The 18511-nt window shown below is 69.9% G+C and carries 20 protein-coding genes; 11 read left to right on the top strand and 9 right to left on the bottom strand.

What is annotated here, in order from left to right; genetic code table 11:
* Nucleotides 1-8: 8 nt before the first annotated feature.
* The 5 genes from ASF23_RS11895 to ASF23_RS11875 all read left to right on the top strand — a co-directional run bounded on the left by ASF23_RS11895 (nt 9) and on the right by ASF23_RS11875 (nt 4044).
* Nucleotides 9-344 carry a WXG100 family type VII secretion target gene (locus ASF23_RS11895; RefSeq protein ID WP_055953684.1) on the top strand — a complete coding sequence of 112 codons (336 nt, stop codon included), beginning with the start codon at nt 9-11 and terminating at the stop codon, nt 342-344.
* Between the two features lie 25 nt (nt 345-369).
* Nucleotides 370-690: a pore-forming ESAT-6 family protein gene (locus ASF23_RS11890; protein WP_055953681.1), complete on the top strand. Its 321-nt coding sequence runs from the start codon at nt 370-372 to the stop codon at nt 688-690.
* Between the two features lie 6 nt (nt 691-696).
* Nucleotides 697-1071, top strand: a complete 375-nt coding sequence (locus ASF23_RS11885; protein WP_055953678.1) for a DUF6507 family protein — start codon at nt 697-699, stop codon at nt 1069-1071.
* A 112-nt stretch (nt 1072-1183) separates the two neighbouring features.
* On the top strand, nt 1184-3496 hold the full coding sequence (locus ASF23_RS11880) for a TNT domain-containing protein (RefSeq protein WP_156364484.1): 2313 nt from the start codon (nt 1184-1186) through the stop codon (nt 3494-3496).
* Entirely contained in the window at nt 3493-4044 is a 552-nt protein-coding gene (locus ASF23_RS11875) for a hypothetical protein (protein ID WP_055953672.1), read from the top strand. The genes ASF23_RS11880 and ASF23_RS11875 overlap by 4 nt, the downstream gene beginning before the upstream one ends.
* A 31-nt stretch (nt 4045-4075) precedes the next feature.
* Here ASF23_RS11875 and ASF23_RS11870 read toward each other — a convergent pair whose 3' ends face one another.
* The gene (locus ASF23_RS11870; RefSeq protein ID WP_055953669.1) at nt 4076-4720 is read right to left on the bottom strand and encodes a TNT domain-containing protein; all 645 of its coding nucleotides are present in this window, start codon (nt 4718-4720) and stop codon (nt 4076-4078) included.
* A gap of 34 nt (nt 4721-4754) precedes the next feature.
* Between ASF23_RS11870 and ASF23_RS18345 the strand changes: the two genes are divergently transcribed.
* The gene (locus tag ASF23_RS18345; RefSeq protein ID WP_156364483.1) at nt 4755-4898 is read left to right on the top strand and encodes a hypothetical protein; all 144 of its coding nucleotides are present in this window, start codon (nt 4755-4757) and stop codon (nt 4896-4898) included.
* Nucleotides 4895-5425, top strand: a complete 531-nt coding sequence (locus ASF23_RS11865) for a hypothetical protein (RefSeq protein WP_055953666.1) — start codon at nt 4895-4897, stop codon at nt 5423-5425. The genes ASF23_RS18345 and ASF23_RS11865 overlap by 4 nt, the downstream gene beginning before the upstream one ends.
* Here ASF23_RS11865 and ASF23_RS11860 read toward each other — a convergent pair.
* Both ASF23_RS11860 and ASF23_RS11855 read right to left on the bottom strand, forming a co-directional pair.
* Entirely contained in the window at nt 5412-6104 is a 693-nt protein-coding gene (locus ASF23_RS11860) for a hypothetical protein (RefSeq protein WP_055953663.1), read from the bottom strand. The genes ASF23_RS11865 and ASF23_RS11860 overlap by 14 nt on opposite strands.
* A 182-nt stretch (nt 6105-6286) precedes the next feature.
* Nucleotides 6287-7864 carry an alpha/beta hydrolase gene (locus ASF23_RS11855; RefSeq protein ID WP_055953660.1) on the bottom strand — a complete coding sequence of 526 codons (1578 nt, stop codon included), beginning with the start codon at nt 7862-7864 and terminating at the stop codon, nt 6287-6289.
* A 202-nt stretch (nt 7865-8066) separates the two neighbouring features.
* Between ASF23_RS11855 and ASF23_RS11850 the strand changes: the two genes are divergently transcribed.
* Nucleotides 8067-9107 (top strand): quinone oxidoreductase family protein, encoded by a 1041-nt coding sequence (locus tag ASF23_RS11850; RefSeq protein WP_055953657.1) that lies wholly within the window; start codon nt 8067-8069, stop codon nt 9105-9107.
* Between the two features lie 189 nt (nt 9108-9296).
* Complete coding sequence (locus ASF23_RS18850; RefSeq protein WP_326998999.1) at nt 9297-9956, top strand: DUF805 domain-containing protein; 660 nt, start codon at nt 9297-9299, stop codon at nt 9954-9956.
* Nucleotides 9957-10028: 72 nt separating this feature from the next.
* On the opposite strand, the gene ASF23_RS11840 is transcribed toward ASF23_RS18850, so the two are convergent.
* The 6 genes from ASF23_RS11840 to ASF23_RS11815 form a co-directional block, all read right to left on the bottom strand.
* Entirely contained in the window at nt 10029-10685 is a 657-nt protein-coding gene (locus ASF23_RS11840) for a TNT domain-containing protein (protein WP_055953654.1), read from the bottom strand.
* Between the two features lie 23 nt (nt 10686-10708).
* Nucleotides 10709-11485, bottom strand: coding sequence for a succinate dehydrogenase iron-sulfur subunit (locus ASF23_RS11835; RefSeq protein ID WP_055953651.1), 777 nt, complete (start codon nt 11483-11485; stop codon nt 10709-10711).
* A 1-nt stretch (nt 11486) separates the two neighbouring features.
* Nucleotides 11487-13307, bottom strand: a complete 1821-nt coding sequence (sdhA, locus tag ASF23_RS11830; protein WP_055953650.1) for a succinate dehydrogenase flavoprotein subunit — start codon at nt 13305-13307, stop codon at nt 11487-11489.
* A 198-nt stretch (nt 13308-13505) separates the two neighbouring features.
* The gene (gene sdhD, locus ASF23_RS11825) at nt 13506-13952 is read right to left on the bottom strand and encodes a succinate dehydrogenase, hydrophobic membrane anchor protein (RefSeq protein WP_055953647.1); all 447 of its coding nucleotides are present in this window, start codon (nt 13950-13952) and stop codon (nt 13506-13508) included.
* 13 nt (nt 13953-13965) lie between these two features.
* Nucleotides 13966-14436, bottom strand: coding sequence for a succinate dehydrogenase, cytochrome b556 subunit (gene sdhC, locus ASF23_RS11820; RefSeq protein WP_082474093.1), 471 nt, complete (start codon nt 14434-14436; stop codon nt 13966-13968).
* Between the two features lie 91 nt (nt 14437-14527).
* The gene (locus tag ASF23_RS11815; RefSeq protein ID WP_235510878.1) at nt 14528-15715 is read right to left on the bottom strand and encodes a glycosyltransferase family 4 protein; all 1188 of its coding nucleotides are present in this window, start codon (nt 15713-15715) and stop codon (nt 14528-14530) included.
* A gap of 268 nt (nt 15716-15983) precedes the next feature.
* Here ASF23_RS11815 and ASF23_RS11810 point away from each other — a divergent pair, with 268 nt between their 5' ends.
* Together ASF23_RS11810 and ASF23_RS11805 are read left to right on the top strand one after the other, a co-directional pair.
* A complete protein-coding gene (locus tag ASF23_RS11810) occupies nt 15984-17096 on the top strand; it encodes a mannose-1-phosphate guanylyltransferase (protein WP_055953644.1) in 1113 nt (370 codons plus the stop codon).
* Between the two features lie 193 nt (nt 17097-17289).
* Complete coding sequence (locus ASF23_RS11805; protein ID WP_055954376.1) at nt 17290-18360, top strand: BMP family lipoprotein; 1071 nt, start codon at nt 17290-17292, stop codon at nt 18358-18360.
* Nucleotides 18361-18511: the final 151 nt, after the last annotated feature.

The following is an 18511-nucleotide window of genomic DNA, read 5'->3' as shown; positions in this document are numbered from 1 at the left end:
CAGACGACATGAAGTTCGCCATGGGGGCGCAGGTTCTGACGAACCTCACCAAGCAGACGTCCAACGCGTCCGGAGACCTCGGCACGCTGGTCCGCCGGCTCGCCGACTCGGCCGAGCCGCTGCAGGGCAAGTTCAACGGCGCCGGTCGCGCGGCGTTCGACAAGTTCAAGTCGGAGACCGACTCGATCGCCAACGAGCTGAACGGCGCGCTCTCGAGCGTGCTGCAGGGCATCTCGGGCATGGACCGTTCCTTCGCCGAGGGTGACCAGGACATGTCCGAGTCCACGCGGTCCTTCGAGGGCAGCTCCAACTTCGACGCGGCGCGCTTCGGCGCCCGCTCCTGACGGAACTCGGGAAGGGAGAACCATCATGAGCACAGGTGGCAACCAGGCAGACCGTCGCGACTACGACGTCGCGGCATCGCAGAACGCGCAGGACAACTTCAACGCGGTGGCAGCACAGCTCGAGTCGCTGATCTCGCAGCGCGACAGCGACGTCAAGGCCGCGATGGCCGACTACCAGGCCGACGGGGTGTCGGACGAGTACCACGCCAAGGAACAGCGCTGGAACACGGTGGCGGCAGAGGTCCGGTCGATCATCACCACGCTCCGCTCGTCGCTGCAGTCGAACGACGAGTCGGCGCAGGGCGCGATCAGCAAGGCCAAGTCGGCCGTCGGCAACATCGGTTAGTCGACCGTGGTCGATGGGTGGCGCGTCGACCCGTCCGGGGTCGAAGGTGTCCTGAACTCCGTGACCGCCAAGGCCGAGCAGATCAGCTCGGCCTTGGGCGGCACGGAAGACGGTTCGGTCGCGGGCGTGGACACGATCGTCCAGGATGCCGCGACGGCGGCGCAGTCCCAGGTGATCGGAGAGTCGATCATCGGGTTCTTCGAGCATCAGAAGCCGGTCCTCAGCGGTATCACGGACCGCATCCGGGCGTCGCTCATGGGCGCGTCCGGCGCGACTCAGGCCGTGATCGACGGCGACGACGACATGGCCGGCAAGACACAGGCGATGGCCGTCGCGGCGGCCTCGAGCGGGGACTTCACGGCGCTCGAGAGCCAGCCCTGATCGTCGTTCCGGGAGCCCGTCACCCGACGGGTGACAGCAGCAGCAGCACCGCGACATCCGCGTCCGTACCGAACGGCGCGGCGAACCAGGGGGACGACAGACCGTGAGCGGGTTGGTCAACACAGGGGCGATCCCCTACACCGATGTGGATCTGGGCGGTGTCAGCGCCGGGGCGAGCTCGCTCCGGACCGTGGCGTCCGGCGTTCGTGACGGCACGGCGGACGTGGTCACCGCGTGGACACCGATCTCGGGGGTCTACGAGGGCCCCGGCGATCAGGACCTCTACGACGCGATGACACCGATCGGGCCGCAGGGCACCTCGTTCGGCGACAACCTCGACATCGTGGCGAAGGCACTCGACGACTTCGTCACCGAGGTCACACCGATCGTCGCGAAGCTCAAGTCGTACGTCACGCGCGCCACACAGCTGCACGCCGACGTGGCGAACTTCTCGCCCGAGACCACGCAGACCATGGACGGGCCGGTCACGACCACCGAGTCGTGGGACCAGGACGAGACGCTCAACGGCGAGAACAACGACATCATCAACGGCGTCGCGAACCAGGTCGTCGCGTACCAGGCGGCCGAACGGACGTGCTCGAACACGATCCGGGCCATCTCCTGTCTGCCCCCGCTCCACGCGATCACCGGGGACGACGACCCGCTCGGGTACGGCTACAGCGAGCTCCCGATGGGAACGAAGCTGCCCTGGGGAACGGCGGAGGCACGCAAGGAGTCCTGCGCCGAGAAGACCGGCATGTTCGTGCCGAACCTGCTGAAGGGCGTCGTCGTCGACGGCATCTGGGGCACCGTGAAGGGTCTCGGGCAGCTCGTCGGGATCACCGGCAAGGGGTTCGGCGACTGGGACGCCGCGGGGCAGGCATGGAGCGGCATGGGGTCGCTGATCTCCTACAACCCGCAGACGGGCAAGTGGGGTGACTGGGGCAACGCCGGAGCGACCTGGACGGCGCTCGGCAAGGACACCATCGCCTGGGACGAGTGGTCGAAGGACCCCGGCACCGCCGCTGGTCAGACGGTGTGGAACATCGGTTCGCTGTTCCTCGGTGGTGTCGGCGCGGTCGGCAAGGCGGGCAAGCTCGGCAAGGTCGGCGAGGTCGTCGCGGAGGGGGCGGCGAAGACGGGCAGGGTGCTCGACCTGCTCGACCTCGGGACCTGGGTGTCGAAGGGGCTGCACCTGGTGCTCCCGAAGCTCTCGGAGATCGAGAGCGCGATCGGTGCCGCCGTCAAGAGCGGGTTCCACTTCACGATGGACCACATGCCGCACTTCAAGTCCGGCGAGTTCCATTTCAACTCGCACGCGCACACCGACGTCGACGTGCCGCCGGTCCGTGACGACGCCGGCACCGGCTCCCATGCGCCGGTCCAGGAGCCGGTGACCGTCACCCACGGTGGCGGCTCGGAACACGGCGGCTCGGAGCACGGCGGGTCCGGCAGCGGGTCGGACCACGGCGGGTCCGGTAGTGGCTCGGAGCACGGCGGGTCCGGGAACGCATCTGACCACGGCGACGGATCGACCGACGGCAACGGGAACGTCTCCGACCACGGTGACGGCCCGTCCGACGGGCATGACGGGAACACCGGGGACGACGCGAACGGCGGGAACCACGCTGGATCGGGCGCGGGCGGTACCGGGGGACACACCGCGTTCGGCGATGAGCACTCGGGCCCCGGTGGCGGTCCGCTGCACGACGACCCGACCCAGTCGACCGCGGACCACGGGCCGGGATGGGACAAGACCCACGGCGTCCGCGGCGATCCGCTCCTGCCGACGTACGGTGACGTCCAGCCGGACTCCAGTGTCCTCGGTGCGGCGTACCGGGCCCCGGGTGACTCGACGCTGACGGGCGCCGGTGTCGACGACATGAACCCCATGGCTCGCGAACTCCTGACGAGCGATCCCGGCCCCGACGGCTACTACGGCCACGACGTCCACGACGGCCACGCGCTCACCCGACAGGAATGGGAAGAGCGCTACGTCGTCCAGGACCCGAAGGACCCCACGCGTGGCTGGGTCAGGTACCCGGGTGACGCGGGAGCGGCCCTGGGTGAGCGGATCGACTTCACCGACCCGACCAGGTTCGGCGAGCACTACTCGACGACGATCGATCGGTTCGGCGGCGAGAACGGTTCGTTCCTGTCGTTCCCCGGGACGTCGTTCGAGGAGCGTGCGATCGCTCCGGGCAGCCTCCGTCAGGACTACCACCAGTACTCGATCGACCTCGATGCGGCGAAGGCGAACGGATGGACGATCGAGGTGAGCCGTGTCGCTCCCGCGCTCGGGCAACCGGGAGGCGGGCTGCAGGTCCGGTTGCTCGACGGGGTCAAGCCCCTGAGCGTCGAGGACATGCTCCGTCCGGGGCTCGGCAAGACGCCGGCGCTCCGCTCGGTCCTGGTGGTCAAGTGAGCGTCGGCCCCGGCGGCCCGGTGGCTGCGCCGGCGCTGCCGTTCTCGGATGACCTCGCCGCAGTGCTCTCGAACCCGGAGTACGGCATCGCAACCGAGGTGCGGGCCTACCCCACGAGTGATCGCTCCCTCATCTACGGCGATCTCGACTGGGAGGTGGAGGTCACGCACGACGGCTCGGTGTTCACGGTGCACTCGTTCCAGCGCGGATCCGAAGAGGATCCGGTCGCGGTGTGCCGTGACGGCGAGGACGTCGTCCGGATCATCCTCCTGCTGCAGGCCGGCTCGTTGCTCCGCGGAACCGGCTCACCCGACCCGTGGGCCGGTGCCCAGCAGCCCCCGGACACCGCTCCCGGCGTCGAGATGCACCGCCGTGACGACGGCTGGATCGTGCAGATCGCCCCGGATCGGAGCGCGCGGTTCACCGACCACCGTTCCGAGACCCTCGCCTACGAGTTCGCCGAGGTGTGCACCGTGCCGGTCCCGGTGCTGATCGCCGCGCTGACCTCGCCCGATGCTCCGGCAGCACTCGCCAGCGCCCGCGACTGACGAGCCCCCGGCGAGCAGCTCCACGTGCGCGTCAGACGCCCAGCACGAGTTGCGTCAGGACGCCGCTCGACACGAGGTCCCGGAGCCCGATCCCGTCATCGGCGATGACGAACCGGAGTGTTCCACCCGGCTGCCCGAACCACGGCCGGACGACCTGAACACGCATCAGCACGGACTCGCTCACGATGAACTGATGCACCGTCGACGGCTCCTGCAGTGCGAACGGTGGCAGCGCGCGGCTCTCGAACGAGGCACCGAGGGGGTTCACCATCCACCCGTCGGGTCCGCCGATCCGATCGAGCGCCGTGCCGACCGGCACGTCCACGAGCAACTCACCGCCGGGAGCGCCGGCCACCTGTGTCCGGAGGACCGGCGTCGATTCGCGCGACGCGGTGGACAGCTGGTCGAGTTCGGCACGGTTCACGACGCGCGGTGCCGGGAGTGGCTGCTCGAGGTACGTCATCACCCGTTCGACCGCCTGGTGCTCGTCAGTGAGGGTCGCGAGGGTCCTCGGCTGCCCGTAGTCGACGCATTCGAGCAGGAACCGGCCGTCACCGGCGGAGAGGCGCAGCACGCCCTCGAGTGGCGGGCGATCCGGGACCTCACCGGGGAGGATGACGAACTGGGTGGTGAAACCGAGACCATCGAGGGTCTCCCGGGCCGCCGCGAACTGCATCGAGCCAGCCTACCGGGGTGGTTGGATGTCCTCCGTGACGGATGACGACATCGACAGCGCCCCACACCGGCAGGACCCGCCGGAACTCGTCTTCGACGACGAGACGGAGGCACTCGACCGGTTCATCCTGATCCTGCGCAGCTCGAAGGACGTCCGCGACCGGGGGGTCATCGCATGATCGTGGACGTGGTCGCGTTCCTCCGCGACGACGTCGGGTACGACTCCGTCACGGTCCAGATCGCGCCGCTGATGGAGGGGAGGCGCGCCGACGTGGCGTTCACCCTCGAAGACGCGGACCCTGGTTTCGTCGTCGTGAGCTGGTCCCGTTCGGCACGAGAGGGTGTCGAGGCCTCGTTCACGACACGGGACGACGCTCTGCGGTGGGTGATCCTGCGCGAGCGGATCGGGCTCGCGGCGGATCGCGGCCGTCCGCGCACGGCGAAGCTCTGGGAGTCAGTCGTCCCCGGGACGGTGCGGTCCGAGATGGTCGGCCGTGCCTGCGTCATCACCTGGCGCGACGGCGACGGCGACGGCGACGGCGACGGCGGGGACATCGCCGTCCACCGAGCGACCTTCCACACGCCGTTCGCGGAGCGGGACGCCGCCGCGTTCGCCAGCCAGCGCGACGAGACACTTCGGGCGATCCGTGACCGTGTGGTCGCGATCGCGGACGGCGCCGGCGCCGACCAGGTCACCTCGGCCTGACCACGCCGCCCTTGGCGATGTCCATGTGCCAGTTGTAGAGCTCCGACTGCTGGTCGAGGAACTCGCCGTACAGCGCGCGGGCACGCTCGTCCTCCGCGAGGAGCAGGTAGTCCTCGTCGTCCATGATCGCGCCGATCCCCGCGCGGACGGACTCGTACGCGAAGTCCTGGTCGCGCATGTCGGTCATCGCGCGCATCTCCGCGATGTAGCCCTCCATGATCGCCAGGTACTGTCCGCCGGCGATCCGGACCTCCGCGCGACGCTGCGACCGTCGGAAGAACTGGCGCGTGTCTGCCGCGATCGTGCGGGCGAGATCGGCGACCTCCTGCGAGGTCGGATCGAGCGGCCCGGCGCCGAACACCGCCGCGAACCGGGCTGCCATCGCATCCGGCGCGGTGCTGAATCTCCGGAACGCGATCCCCGGTCGTGCGGAGATGACGACGACGACGGTGCGGTTATAGCCGGTTCCGTGCGCGCTCCTCGCCGTCCCACGATGCGTCGCCGTCCACGTTCGCTGGGCCGCCCAGTAGCGGATCGTTGCGCTGATCCGTTCGGTGTCGTGTGCGTCGACCTCGGTCACGTCGAGCGCCGTGTACCAGTCGGCGAGGAGTTCGAACAGCACGCGGCCGTCGTGGCGGATGCTGAGGACGAGCGACTGCGGTGTCGGTGAGGTGTCCATCGCGCAAGGCTACCGACGCCACGGACGACGGCCCGCATCGATCCACCGCAGGGTCGGCCTCACGACGCGACCAGTGGCCGGACGGGAGGCACGGTACGCAGTGGCCGGACGGGAGGCACGGTGCGGGCCGGTGCCGCGCCTCCCGTCCGGAACGGATCACTGCGTGACGCGCGGTCGCGCGCCTACCGGCAGCGCGGGTCCTTCGTCGGGACGGTGCCGCGCAGCAGGTACGCGTCCACGGTGTCGTCGATGCATGTGTTCCCGAGGTCGTACGCGGTGTGGCCCTGTCCCACCTTCGTGACGAGGTGGCCCGAGTCGAGCCGCGCAGCCAGGGACTCGGCGTCCGCGTACGGCGTCGCGGGGTCGCCGGTGGTGCCGACGACGATGATCGGATCCGCCCCCGGGGCGGTCACCGGGGCCGGGTAGTCGACCGGGCCGTACTTCCACGCGCCGCAGGTGACCGAGCCGTACGACTGGTACGGACCGAGGACGGGCGCGGCCTTCGCGAGACGACGGGCGTCCGCGCGCATGTCGCCGGTGTCGTCGTCCGCCCCGAAGTCCAGGCAGCCGATCGCCGTGAACGCCTCGGTCTCGTTGCCGGAGTACTTGCCGTTCGATCGTCGACCGTTGTACTGGTCGGCGAGCTTCATCGCGGGCTTGGGGTTGCCGGCGAGCGTCGCGGTGAGCATCGCCGTCAGGTCGGACCAGGTCGAGGTGCTGTACAGGGTCGCGGCGATCGCGGTCGCGAGGACGGCACCGGTGAGCTCCCGACCGTCGGCGGTACGGAGCGGCGTGGCCTCCGTGTCGTCGAGCAGCGCCTTGAGTCGCGACATGCTGCCGTCGAGCGAATCGTCGAACGGGCAGGAACGGCTGCCCGTCGCGGCCTTCTTGCCCGCGAGGCAGGCCCGCATCCACGCGCGGAGGTCGCCCTCGAACGCCGCCGCCTGCGCGGTGCTGGCGTCGGTGTCGCTCGTGGACCAGAGGTCCTCGGCACCGTCGAGCACGAAGCGGCCGACGTGCTTCGGGTAGAGCCCGGCGTACACCGAACCGAGCGCTGTGCCGTAGGAGTACCCGAGGTAGTTGAGCTTCGCCTCGCCGAGGTCTGCGCGGATCAGTTCCATGTCGCGCGCCGCACTCGTGGTGTCGACGTGCGCCAGGAGCTTGCCGGTGTGCTCGGCGCAGGCGTCCGCGAACCGGTCGGCGGCCTTCCGGTCGGCTGCGAGCCACTCGGCGGACCCGATGTCGCCGGGCAGGTCGGGGTAGAGGTAGCGGTCGAGCTCCGCAGCCCCGCCGCAGCGGACCCGGCTCGAGTAGCCGACGCCGCGCGGATCGAATCCGATCACGTCGTAGCGCTCGGCGACGTCCGGGGTGACCGCGTTCTCGGCACCGGACCCGACGAGGTCGATGCCGGATCCGCCGGGCCCACCGGGGTTCACGAGCAGCGATCCCAGACGCTTGCCCGTGGCACGGTGCTGGATGAGTGCCAGGTGGATGCTGCTCGATCCCGCATCGCCCCAGTCGAGGGGCGCGTCGACGCTGGCGCAGCGGAAGCCGCCGCCGCACGAGCTCCAGGAGATCGGCGCCGTGAACCGGTCGAGGAGCGTCGCGGGACTCCGGTCAGCGGTGGTGACGGCACCGGCGACCGTGCCGAGGACGAGGCCGACGACCACCGCGAGCACGATCCAGAGGCGGAGGTGGTCTCGGCGTCGGGTCGGCGGCCGCGCGCTGGGTCCGATCCGCTCGTCCGTCCAGTACGTCACGTGGCTCCGGTCCTCGTCGGTGTCGCCGGGTGGTGTCCTCGGCCAGTCGACGGTACCGGTTCGACGCGCGTCGACGCACTCCCAGAACGGGGTACCGCGGGCCTCGGTGCGGCGTTCGGCTGTCCTGGAGCCACCGCGCGTTCACTCGACGTGCGGGTGCCGGTCCCTCCGGCGCGACCCGACGTCAGCGGGAGGAGCCGTCATGGCCATGCACTGGATCGCACCGAGGTTCGGCGGGAGCGAGGTCTTCGAGTACGTCGAGACGGACGTCCCCGCGCCGGCACCGGGCGAGGTGACGATCGCGGTCCGCGCCGCGGGCATGAACCCGGCGGACTCGAAGCACACGACGGCCGCGGCCGGTGACGATCCCTCGCGACTCCCGATCGCGATCGGGTACGAGGTGGCCGGGGTCCTGACGGCGATCGGCGCGGCTCCCGGCGATGACGCCGCGTCCGGGGGCGCCGCGTCCGAGGGTGCCGCGTCCGAGGGTGCCGCGTCCGGGGGCGCCGCGTCCGACGCTGGGGCCCGGACCGAGATCGCGTCCGGGGGTGGTGCCGTCGGGGACGAGGTGATCGCGTTCCGCGTCAGCGGTGGATACGCCACCGAGATCACCGTCCCCGCTGCGGACGTCTTCGCGAAGCCGCCGACACTGACCTTCCCCGAAGCCGCGAACCTGTTCCTGGCGGGGTCGACCGCGGCCGACATGCTCCGGGTCACCGGCGTCGGTGAGGGGGACCGTGTCCTCGTGCACGGCGCGTCGGGTGCGGTCGGGGTGAGCGTCCTGCAGCAGGCTGCGCGGCTCGGAGCCCGGGTGATCGGGACCGCCTCCGCGGCGAACGGCGACGTCGTCCGACGCTTCGGCGGTGAGCCGGTCGTCTACGGGGACGATCTCGCGGACCGCGTCCGCGCCATGACCGGCGGCGGTGGCGTCGATGCCGCATTCGACTGCGTCGGGACCGATGAGGCGATGGACGTCTCGCTCGAACTCGTCGCGGATCGCGGACGCATCGTCACGATCGCCAACGCGTCACGCGGCCGCCGCGAGGGCGTCAGGACCGTCGCCGGCAACGACCCGGAGAGCGCTCGGTTCCGGGACTCCGTCCGGCAGCGGCTCGTCGACCTCGCTGCGGCGGGCGAACTCGTCGTGCCGGTCGCCCGGACCTTCCCGCTGTCCGAGGCGCGCGCGGCGCTCGAGCTCCTGGAGTCCGGCCACCCCGGCGGCAAGCTCGCGCTGGAGCCGTGACCAGGTCCGCGACCGGGTCCGCGACCGGGTCCGCGACCGGATCCGCGACCGGTCTGGAGGGACGGTGCGGGTCAGCGAGGTCGGCCGCCGGTCACCGGTCACCCGTCACCGAGTGACGAGAACTCACCAAGGTTCGTGCTTTCTGGGAGGATGACCCGGCAGCATCATTCGACGACGAGGGGACAATCCGTGAGCAACGACTACCCGCCGCAGGACCCGAACGGGCAGCAGCCCGGCCAGCCGTACGGGCAGCAGCCTGGCCAGCAGCCCGGCCAGCAGCCCGGTCAGCAGTACGGGCAGCAGCCGGGCCAGCAGCAGTACGGCGATTCGCCGTACGGCACGCCGCAGCCGCAGTACGGATCGCCCCAGTACGGCGCACCGCAGGGTCCGAACGGCGAACCGCCGATCTGGGCCCCCTGGTACGGCATCTCGTTCCCGAAGGCGTTCACCCGCTTCTGGAAGAAGTACGCGACGTTCTCGGGGCGGGCGAGCCGCAGCGAGTACTGGTGGTGGTACCTCTGGACCGTCATCATCGGGTTCGTCCTGGGGCTCATCTCCGGCCTCATCACCGCGGCGACCGGCACGACGACGACGCAGTCCTCCGGCAGCCAGATGGGGTTCTACACCGCGAGCAGCTCTCCGGTCCCGGGCCTGCTCGGACTCATCGTGTTCCTGGTGTTCGTCATCCCGAGTCTCGCGTTGCAGATCCGGCGTCTGCACGATGCGAACTTCCGCGGGTGGTTCGTCCTGCTGAACATCATCCCGATCCTCGGCCCGCTGGTGCTGCTCGTCATGACGATCCTGCCGTCGAACCCCGAGGGGCGACGGTTCGACCAGCCCAACTCCTGAGTGCACGACGAAGGCCCCGGACGCTGTCCGGGGCCGTCGTCGTGTCGGGGCGCCTGCGTCCTGCTGCGGACGTCAGACGAGGCGGAGGCGGGTCAACGACCCGTCGACCACGAGGTCGCGCACCGTCAGCGACGGATCTGCGATGGCGAACCGGAGCGCGCCTCCAGGCTGTTCGAACCAGGGCTGCACGAACCGGACCGTCACGAGGAACGGCCGGCTCACCACGTAGCGGTGCACGTCGGTGTCGGCGAGTGCCGTCGGCGGGAGCGACCGGGCCGGGAACGGCGTGTCGAGGGGGTGGAGCAGGTAGCCGTCCGGTCCGCCGAGGCGGTCCACCGGGACGTCCGCAGGGATCTGGATCGTGAGTCCGGCGGGTCCGGCGTTCTGCACCTGCTGCGCGAGCTGCGGGTAGGAACCGGCCGCACGTTCGCGGAGCCCCTCGAGCTCGTGCCGACTGATGTCGTGCGCCGCGGGGAACGGACGGTTGAGGAACCGACGTAGCATCTCGACCGCCTCGTCCTCGGTCCGGGCGACCGCGAGCCGCCGGGGTGCGCCGTAGTCGACGACCTCGAGCGCCCAGTCCTGTCCCTGCATCGCCTGCGCGTCCACGGGGACGATGCGGAGTGCACCCTCCACCGGTGGCTCGTGCTGCTGCTCGCCGGGGAGCTGCACGAAACGGTTGGTGTATCCGAGCTGGTCGAGCGTCGGACGGACGTCGGCGATGGTCATGGCAGCAGCCTATCGATCCGGACCTATGCGTGGCCTCGGACGAGTGCCTGCTTGACCTCGGCGATCGCCTGCGTGACCTGGATGCCGCGGGGGCAGGCGTCGGTGCAGTTGAAGGTCGTCCGGCAGCGCCAGACGCCCTCCTTGTCGTTGAGGATGTCGAGGCGGACCTTCGCCTCGTCGTCGCGGGAGTCGAAGATGAACCGGTGCGCGTTGACGATCGCCGCCGGGCCGAAGTACTGGCCGTCGGTCCAGAACACCGGGCACGAGGACGTGCACGCGGCGCAGAGGATGCACTTGGTCGTGTCGTCGAAGCGAGCGCGGTCGGCGACGGACTGCACGCGCTCCTTGCCCTTCTCCGGGGCGCTCTTCGACTGCAGGAAGGGCTGGACCTCGCGGTAGGACGCGAAGAACGGCTCCATGTCGACGACGAGGTCCTTCTCGAGGGGGAGCCCCTTGATGGCCTCGACGTAGACCGGCTTGGACACGTCGAGGTCCTTGATCAGGGTCTTGCACGCGAGACGGTTCCGGCCGTTGATGCGCATGGCGTCAGAACCGCAGACGCCGTGGGCGCAGGAACGACGGAACGTCAGGGAGCCGTCCTGGTCCCACTTGATCTGGTGCAGGGCGTCGAGGACCCGGTCGGTCGAGAGCATCGACACCGTGAACTCCTGCCAGTGCGGCTCGGTGTCGACGTCCGGGTCGAACCGCCGGACCATGACGGTGACGGGGAAGGACCCAGGAGGCGCCGTCCGGTCACTGTCCTGCGTGGCTGGTGCATCGGGGACCAGGGTGTCGGTCATCTCAGTACTTCCTCTCCATCGGCTGGTACCTCGTCACGACGACCGGTTTCCAGTCGAGTGAGATGTGGTCATCGGCGAGTGACGAGTGCGGGTCGCCCGTCAGGTACGCCATCGTGTGCTTCATGTAGTTCTCGTCGTCGCGCTTGGGGTAGTCGTCGCGCATGTGTCCGCCGCGGGACTCCTTGCGGTTCCGTGCGGAGAACACCACGACCTCGGCCAGGTCGAGCAGGAAGCCGAGCTCGACGGCCTCGAGGAGGTCGGTGTTGAACCGCTTGCCCTTGTCCTGCACGGAGATCTTGAGGTACCGGTCGCGGAGCTCGTGGATGGTCTTCGTGACGCTGGCGAGCGACTCGTCGGTGCGGAACACCTGGGCGTTGACGTCCATCTGCTCCTGCAGCTCCTTGCGGAGGCTGGCGACCCGCTCGGTGCCGGTCGAGGCGCGGAGCTGGTCGAGCATGTTCCGGACGTTCGCCGCCGGGTCGTCCGGCAGCGGGACGAAGTCGACGGTCTTGACGAAGTCGGCGGCCGCGTTGCCCGAGCGCTTGCCGAACACGTTGATGTCGAGCAGCGAGTTCGTGCCGAGGCGGTTCGAGCCGTGCACGGAGACGCAGGCACACTCGCCAGCGGCGTACATGCCGGGGACGACGTTGGTGTTGTCGCGGAGCACCTCGCCCTGGACGTTCGTCGGGATGCCACCCATGGCGTAGTGCGCCGTCGGCATGACCGGCACGGGCTCCGTCACCGGGTCGACGCCGAGGTAGGTGCGTGCGAACTCGGTGATGTCGGGGAGCTTGGTCTCGAGGACCTCGGCCCCCAGGTGCGTGCAGTCGAGCAGGACGTAGTCCTTGTTCGGACCGGCACCGCGACCCTCGGCGACCTCCTGCACCATGCACCGGGCGACGATGTCACGCGGGGCGAGGTCCTTGATCGTCGGGGCGTACCGCTCCATGAACCGTTCGCCCGAGGCGTTCCGGAGGATCGCGCCCTCACCGCGGGCGCCCTCCGTGAGCAGGATGCCGAGACCCGCCAGCCCGGTCGGGTGGAACTGGAAGAACTCCATGTCCTCGAGCGGGAGCTTCGAGCGCCACACGATGCCGACGCCGTCGCCGGTCAGGGTGTGCGCGTTCGAGGTGGTCTTGTAGATCTTGCCGAAGCCGCCGGTCGCGAAGATGAAGGCCTTCGCGTGGAACACGTGCAGCTCGCCCGTGGAGAGCTCGAACGCGACGACGCCGACCGGCTGCGGGCGACTCACGCCGTCGTCGCCGACGACGTCCGCCATGACGAGGTCGAGCGCGTAGAACTCGTTGAAGAAGTTCACGCCGAGCTTCACGCAGTTCTGGAACAGCGTCTGCAGGATCATGTGGCCGGTGCGGTCCGCGGCGTAGCACGCCCGGCGGACCGGGGACTTGCCGTGGTCGCGGGTGTGGCCGCCGAACCGGCGCTGGTCGATCTTGCCCTCGGGCGTGCGGTTGAACGGCAGGCCCATGTTCTCGAGGTCGATGACGGCGTCGATCGCCTCCTTCGCCAGGATCTCCGCGGCGTCCTGGTCGACCAGGTAGTCACCGCCCTTGATCGTGTCGAAGGTGTGCCACTCCCAGGAGTCCTCCTCGACGTTCGCCAGCGCGGCGGCCATGCCGCCCTGCGCGGCGCCGGTGTGCGACCGGGTCGGGTAGAGCTTGGAGATCACGGCGGTGTTCGCCTTCGGACCGGCCTCGATGGCGGCGCGCATGCCGGCGCCGCCCGCACCGATGATCACGATGTCGAACTGGTGGTGGTGAACGCCGTCGATGACGGTGCTCTCGGAGGTGGCGGTGTCGGTCACAGAGTGCTTTCGATGAGGCGGACGTCGGAGGTGGTTCGTCGCGGGGTGCTGGCTCGACACGCGCAGGGCTCCCGGGGGGAGGACGGCCCGGACCAATCGGTCTGGACGACCCGCGCCGCGGGGCTCCGGGTGCGAGTGGTCAGGGCGTCGCGGGTCAGGACCGGGGTGTCAGGACCCGGGGTGTCAGGACCCGGGGTGTCAGGGCGCGGGGCAGAACGAGGGCAGGTCGGCGGCAGCGGCACCCGCCGGGCAGGGATCGAAGGTCCAGCAGACGAGGATGCCGAGCACGACGAGCACGATGCAGACGCCGAGGATCGCCCCGAGCAGCGTCTTCCTGATGCCCGGACGCGACACGTAGTCGTTCACGATGGTCCGCATGCCGTTCGAGCCGTGCACCATGGCGAGCACGAGCATCAGGGAGTCCCAGATCTGCCAGAACGGGCTCGCCCACTTGCCGGCGACGAACGCGAAGTCGATCTGCTGGACGCCCTTGCCAGCGACCATGTTGATGAAGAGGTGGCCGAAGATCAGCACGAGGAGCACGACGCCCGACCCGCGCATGTAGATCCACCCCCACTTCTCCCAGTTGGTGGTCTTCTTCGCTGCTGCCGCCGAACGGGGCGGCTGGACGAGTTGCGTTGTCATCAGTGCTCCTGGATCAGTGGAAGTCGGCGAAGAGGTTCGTGAGCTGGCGCGGCAGGAAGCCCGCGATCGTGATCACCCAGAGGGCGACGACGACCCACGACATGAGGCGCTGGTACTTCGGGCCCTTGCTCCAGAAGTCCACGAGGATGATCCGCAGGCCGTTGAAGGCGTGGAACACGATGGCGATCACGAGCGCCGTCTCGCCGAGGTTCATGATCGGCGTCTTGTACGTGCCGATGACCGCGTTGTAGGCCTCGGGGGAGACCCGGACGAGCGCCGTGTCGAGGATGTGCACGAGCAGGAAGAAGTAGATCGCGACACCGGTGATGCGGTGCAGCACCCACGACCACATGCCGGTCCCGCCGCGGTACACCGTTCCGGACGCGATCCGCGTCCGAGGTGCCTCCGGCGTCGGCGGGCTCGCGACGGCTGTGGCGCCGCTCGGACGCGCCGCTCCCGACTGTGCTGCGGTCTGCTCGGCCATGAGCTCGCCCTCCCAATTAGGACTCGGACGGCCGCGCAGTTCGGCGACCGTTGCCGTACGTGTTCGTGTGGTTCACGGAACACGGTCCATCCTACGTCCGAGCACCGACCTTCTCGTTCCAGCCGGTGAGCACGCCGCGGAGCGCCTCGGGTCGGACCCCGATCCGCCGGGCGGTGTCGTGGTGCGCGAGGAGCTCGTCCCCGACCCGTTCCCACGTGGTGTCCTCGACCCGACGTCGACCCGCGGCTCCCCGCCGGGCGGCGGCGACGCGGTCCTCGTGCATCGCGAGGACCGCGCGCCGCAGGGACTGCGGGTCGTCCGGGTCGAAGAGCTCGCCGTCGACGCCCGGGGTGACGAGGTCGAGCGGCCCACCCCGCGCCGGCGCGATCACCGGCACCCCGGAGGCGTGCGCCTCCTGCAGGGTCTGCCCGAAGGTCTCCGCGGGTCCGGTGTGCACGAACACGTCGAGTGCGGCGTAGACGTCCGCGAGCGCGTCGCCGCGGAGGGGCCCGGTGAACGTCACATCGAGGTGCCTGAGCCGACGCTCGAGCGCCGCGCGTGACGGCCCGCCGCCGGCCACGACGACACGGAGACCGGGGATCCCGCCGAGCTCGGCGAGCCGCTCGACCTCCTTCTCCGCGGCCAGTCGGCCCACGTAGCCGACGATGGTCTCGCCGCGCGGAGCGATCCGCCGCCGGATCGCACGGACCGCACTGGAGGCACGGCGCGCGGGGTCGAAGAGGGTCGCGTCCACGCCGCGTCCCCACCGCGCCACGCGCTGGACGCCCGCGTCGGCGAGCATCGTCGCCGTCGCGGTCGACGGTGCCAGCGTCAGGGAGGCTCCGGCGTGGATCCGCGCGAGGACCCGCCACGCCAGGGGCGCGGCGCCGGGGAATCCGTTCCGCCGGACGAACCCGGCGACGTCGGTCTGGAACACCGCGACCGAGGGGATCCCGAGCCGGGCGGCCGCGGACACCGCTCGGCCGCCGAGGAGGAACGGGCTGGCCGCGTGCAGCACGTCCGCTCCCGAGGTGGCGAGGATCGTGTCGAGGACCGGGTGCGGGAGACCGACCGGGAACTGCCGGTAGGCGATGGCCGGCACGCGGTGCACGTCGAACCCGCGGTACCGCTCGAGCTCCCGCCGACTCCGGTGGTCGGCGGTGCCCGGTGTCGCGGGGGCGATGACGACGGCGCGGTGGCCGCGACGTTCGAGGTGGTCGAGCACCGCCAGGACGCTCGTCGTGACGCCGTTCAGCGTCGGGAGGAAACTCTCGGTCACGACGGCGACGGTCCGGGGACCACCGACCTCGACCGCACGTCGTGCTTCGTGAGCGTTCATCTCGGCCTCGATGGTCGACGACCGACATGACGGTCGCGCGCACCCCGCGTGACCGGTCGACGACGGCTGCGTGAACGACGCATGCCGCGGGACGGACGCTCGCCGTGCCTCCCGTCCGTGTCCCGCACCGGTGCGGGGTACCGCGCAGTTCTCCACAGGCCGGACCGAGCGGCGTCGACCGGACAGCTCGCATCGCTAGGGTGGCGCCATGAGCGACGACCTCGGAGACTTCCACGCGATCATCCCGGCCGGCGGGATCGGATCCCGTCTCTGGCCCCTGTCGCGCGCCGACGCGCCGAAGTTCCTGCACGACCTGACCGGCGCGGGGACATCGCTCCTCCGCGCGACGTGGGACCGTCTCGCCCCCATCGCGGGTGACCAGCGGATCATGGTCGTCACGGGGCGCGCGCACCGCGCCGCCGTCGAGTCGCAGCTCCCCGGGCTCGCCGACCGCAACGTCGTGCTCGAGAGCGAGCCGAAGGACTCCACCGCGGCCGTCGGTCTCGCCGCTGCGATCCTGCACCGCCGCGAACCGGACGTCGTCATCGGCTCGTTCGCCGCCGACCACGTGATCGGCGACACCCGCGGGTTCCAGCGATCCGTGCGCGAGGCGGTCATCGCGGCGCGCGCCGGGTACATCACGACCATCGGCATCACCCCCACGGAGCCGGCCATCGGGTTCGGGTACATGCGCGCCGGTGAACGGATCGTCGTGGACGGTGCCGCCAACGTGCACGAGGTCCGCGAGTTCGTCGAGAAGCCGGACCTCGCGACCGCGCAGCGCTACGTCGAGGACGGCTCGTACCTCTGGAACGCCGGCATGTTCATCGCCCGTGCGGACAAGCTGCTCGAGGAGATCGGCCGGAGTGAACCGGAGCTCCTCGCCGGTCTCGAGCAGCTCGCCGACGCGTGGGACACCCCCGCGCGCGGCGCCGTCGTCGACCAGGTCTGGCCGTCCCTGAAGAAGATCGCGATCGACTACACCGTCGCCGAACCGGCTGCCGCCGCCGGGCGGATGGCCGTCGTCCCCGGGGACTTCGACTGGGACGACGTCGGGGACTTCGCGTCGCTCGCCAAACTGCAGTCGGGTGGCCGGCCGCACAACCTCGCGGTCCTCGGCGACAACGCCCGGATCCTCGCGGACTCCTCGAGCGGCATCGTGGTGAGCCACAGCAACCGGCTCATCTCGCTCATCGGGGTCGAGGACATCGTGGTCGTGGACACGCCGGACGCGCTGCTCGTCACCACGAGCCAGAACGCGCAGCGGGTCAAGGGCGTGGTCGACGCGCTGAAGATCAGCGGTCGCGACGACGTCCTGTAGTACCTCCCTCCGGCGGTACCCCGTCGGCCCGGTTCGGGGTACCAGCATTACGAACGCATTACGAGCGCGTCCCGATCGGGTAACCGATGCGCGGTCGTCCCACGGGGGGTACTGCACCGCCCGGACTGTCGTGTAAGTTCCTTCCGATCGCCCGGTGCAGCAGCCGGGCTCGCACCCCGTGGAGGACACCCCCGTGACATTCAGTACCCGTAAGGCCGCACTCGGCGGACTCGCCCTGCTCGGCACCGTCGCGATGCTCGCCGGCTGCTCGTCGGCCCCGTCGTCGAACTCCGGCTCGGCGTCCGGTTCGAAGTTCCTGCCGTGCATGGTCTCCGACTCCGGCGGGTTCGACGACAAGTCGTTCAACCAGCTCGGCTTCGAGGGACTGAAGGACGCGGCATCGGACATCGGTTCGCAGTACAAGGACGTGGAGTCGAAGGACTCCACCGTCTACGACTCGAACATCACCGGTCTCGTCAACCAGAACTGCAACCTCATCGTCACCGTCGGGTTCAACCTCGCCGCCGCCACGAAGAAGCAGGCCAAGGCCAACCCGGACACCGACTTCGCGATCATCGACGACAACTCGATCAACGCGAAGAACGTCAAGCCGATCACGTTCGACACCTCGCAGGCCGCGTTCCTCGCCGGCTACGCGGCGGCGTCGTACTCCAAGACGGGTGTCGTCGGCACCTTCGGCGGTATGCAGATCCCGACCGTCACCATCTTCATGGACGGCTTCGCGGACGGCGTGGCGTACTACAACGAGAAGAAGAGCAAGGACGTCAAGGTCGTCGGCTGGGACGAGAAGGCCCAGAAGGGCACGTTCGTCGGTGCCTTCGAGGCCGGCACGCAGGCCAAGGCCAGCGCGCAGACGCTCATCCAGCAGAACGCGGACGTCATCCTCCCCGTCGGTGGCCCGATCTACCAGTCGGCGGCAGAGGCGATCAAGGACGCCGACAACGGCACCGTCATGATCGGTGCGGACAGTGACCTCTACGAGGCCGACCCGCGCTACAAGGACCTCGCGCTCACGTCCGTCGAGAAGGGCATGCGCCCCGCCACCAAGGACGTCGTGGAGCAGGCCGAGAAGGGCAACTTCTCGAAGACGCCGTACGTCGGCACGCTGAAGAACGAGGGCGTCAGCATCGCCCCGTTCCACGACTACGAGTCGAAGGTCGACTCGGGTCTCCAGGGCGAGCTCGACACGATCAAGGCCGGCATCATCGACGGCTCGATCACGGTCGCGACGAAGGCCAAGTAGCACCGTCGGACGCGGGCGGAAGGCATCAGGCCTCCGCCCGCGTCCGTGTGCCCGACCGCGGCTCGCCGCAGCGACGACCGTGGACACCGTCGTCCACAGGCCGGATCCATCCACAGCACGGATGGCGGGACCCCGACCCACCCCTCCAGAG

The organism is Curtobacterium sp. Leaf261 (assembly GCF_001422205.1).
Classification (GTDB): Bacteria; Actinomycetota; Actinomycetes; order Actinomycetales; family Microbacteriaceae; genus Curtobacterium.
The sequence above is the reverse complement of the archived record's forward strand: the minus strand, read 5'-3'. Positions and strand labels throughout refer to the sequence as shown.

Excerpts from the sequence above, each read along its gene's own strand:
- sdhD (WP_055953647.1), bottom strand. The coding sequence starts at position 13,952 with ATGACAACGCAACTCGTCCAGCCGCCCCGTTCGGCGGCAGCAGCGAAG.
- ASF23_RS11835 (WP_055953651.1), bottom strand. The coding sequence starts at position 11,485 with ATGACCGACACCCTGGTCCCCGATGCACCAGCCACGCAGGACAGTGAC.
- sdhC (WP_082474093.1), bottom strand. The coding sequence starts at position 14,436 with ATGGCCGAGCAGACCGCAGCACAGTCGGGAGCGGCGCGTCCGAGCGGC.
- ASF23_RS11850 (WP_055953657.1), top strand. The coding sequence starts at position 8,067 with ATGGCCATGCACTGGATCGCACCGAGGTTCGGCGGGAGCGAGGTCTTC.
- ASF23_RS11865 (WP_055953666.1), top strand. The coding sequence starts at position 4,895 with ATGATCGTGGACGTGGTCGCGTTCCTCCGCGACGACGTCGGGTACGAC.
- ASF23_RS11810 (WP_055953644.1), top strand. The coding sequence starts at position 15,984 with ATGAGCGACGACCTCGGAGACTTCCACGCGATCATCCCGGCCGGCGGG.
- ASF23_RS11870 (WP_055953669.1), bottom strand. The coding sequence starts at position 4,720 with ATGCAGTTCGCGGCGGCCCGGGAGACCCTCGATGGTCTCGGTTTCACC.
- ASF23_RS11840 (WP_055953654.1), bottom strand. The coding sequence starts at position 10,685 with ATGACCATCGCCGACGTCCGTCCGACGCTCGACCAGCTCGGATACACC.
- ASF23_RS11895 (WP_055953684.1), top strand. The coding sequence starts at position 9 with ATGAAGTTCGCCATGGGGGCGCAGGTTCTGACGAACCTCACCAAGCAG.
- ASF23_RS11860 (WP_055953663.1), bottom strand. The coding sequence starts at position 6,104 with ATGGACACCTCACCGACACCGCAGTCGCTCGTCCTCAGCATCCGCCAC.
- ASF23_RS11890 (WP_055953681.1), top strand. The coding sequence starts at position 370 with ATGAGCACAGGTGGCAACCAGGCAGACCGTCGCGACTACGACGTCGCG.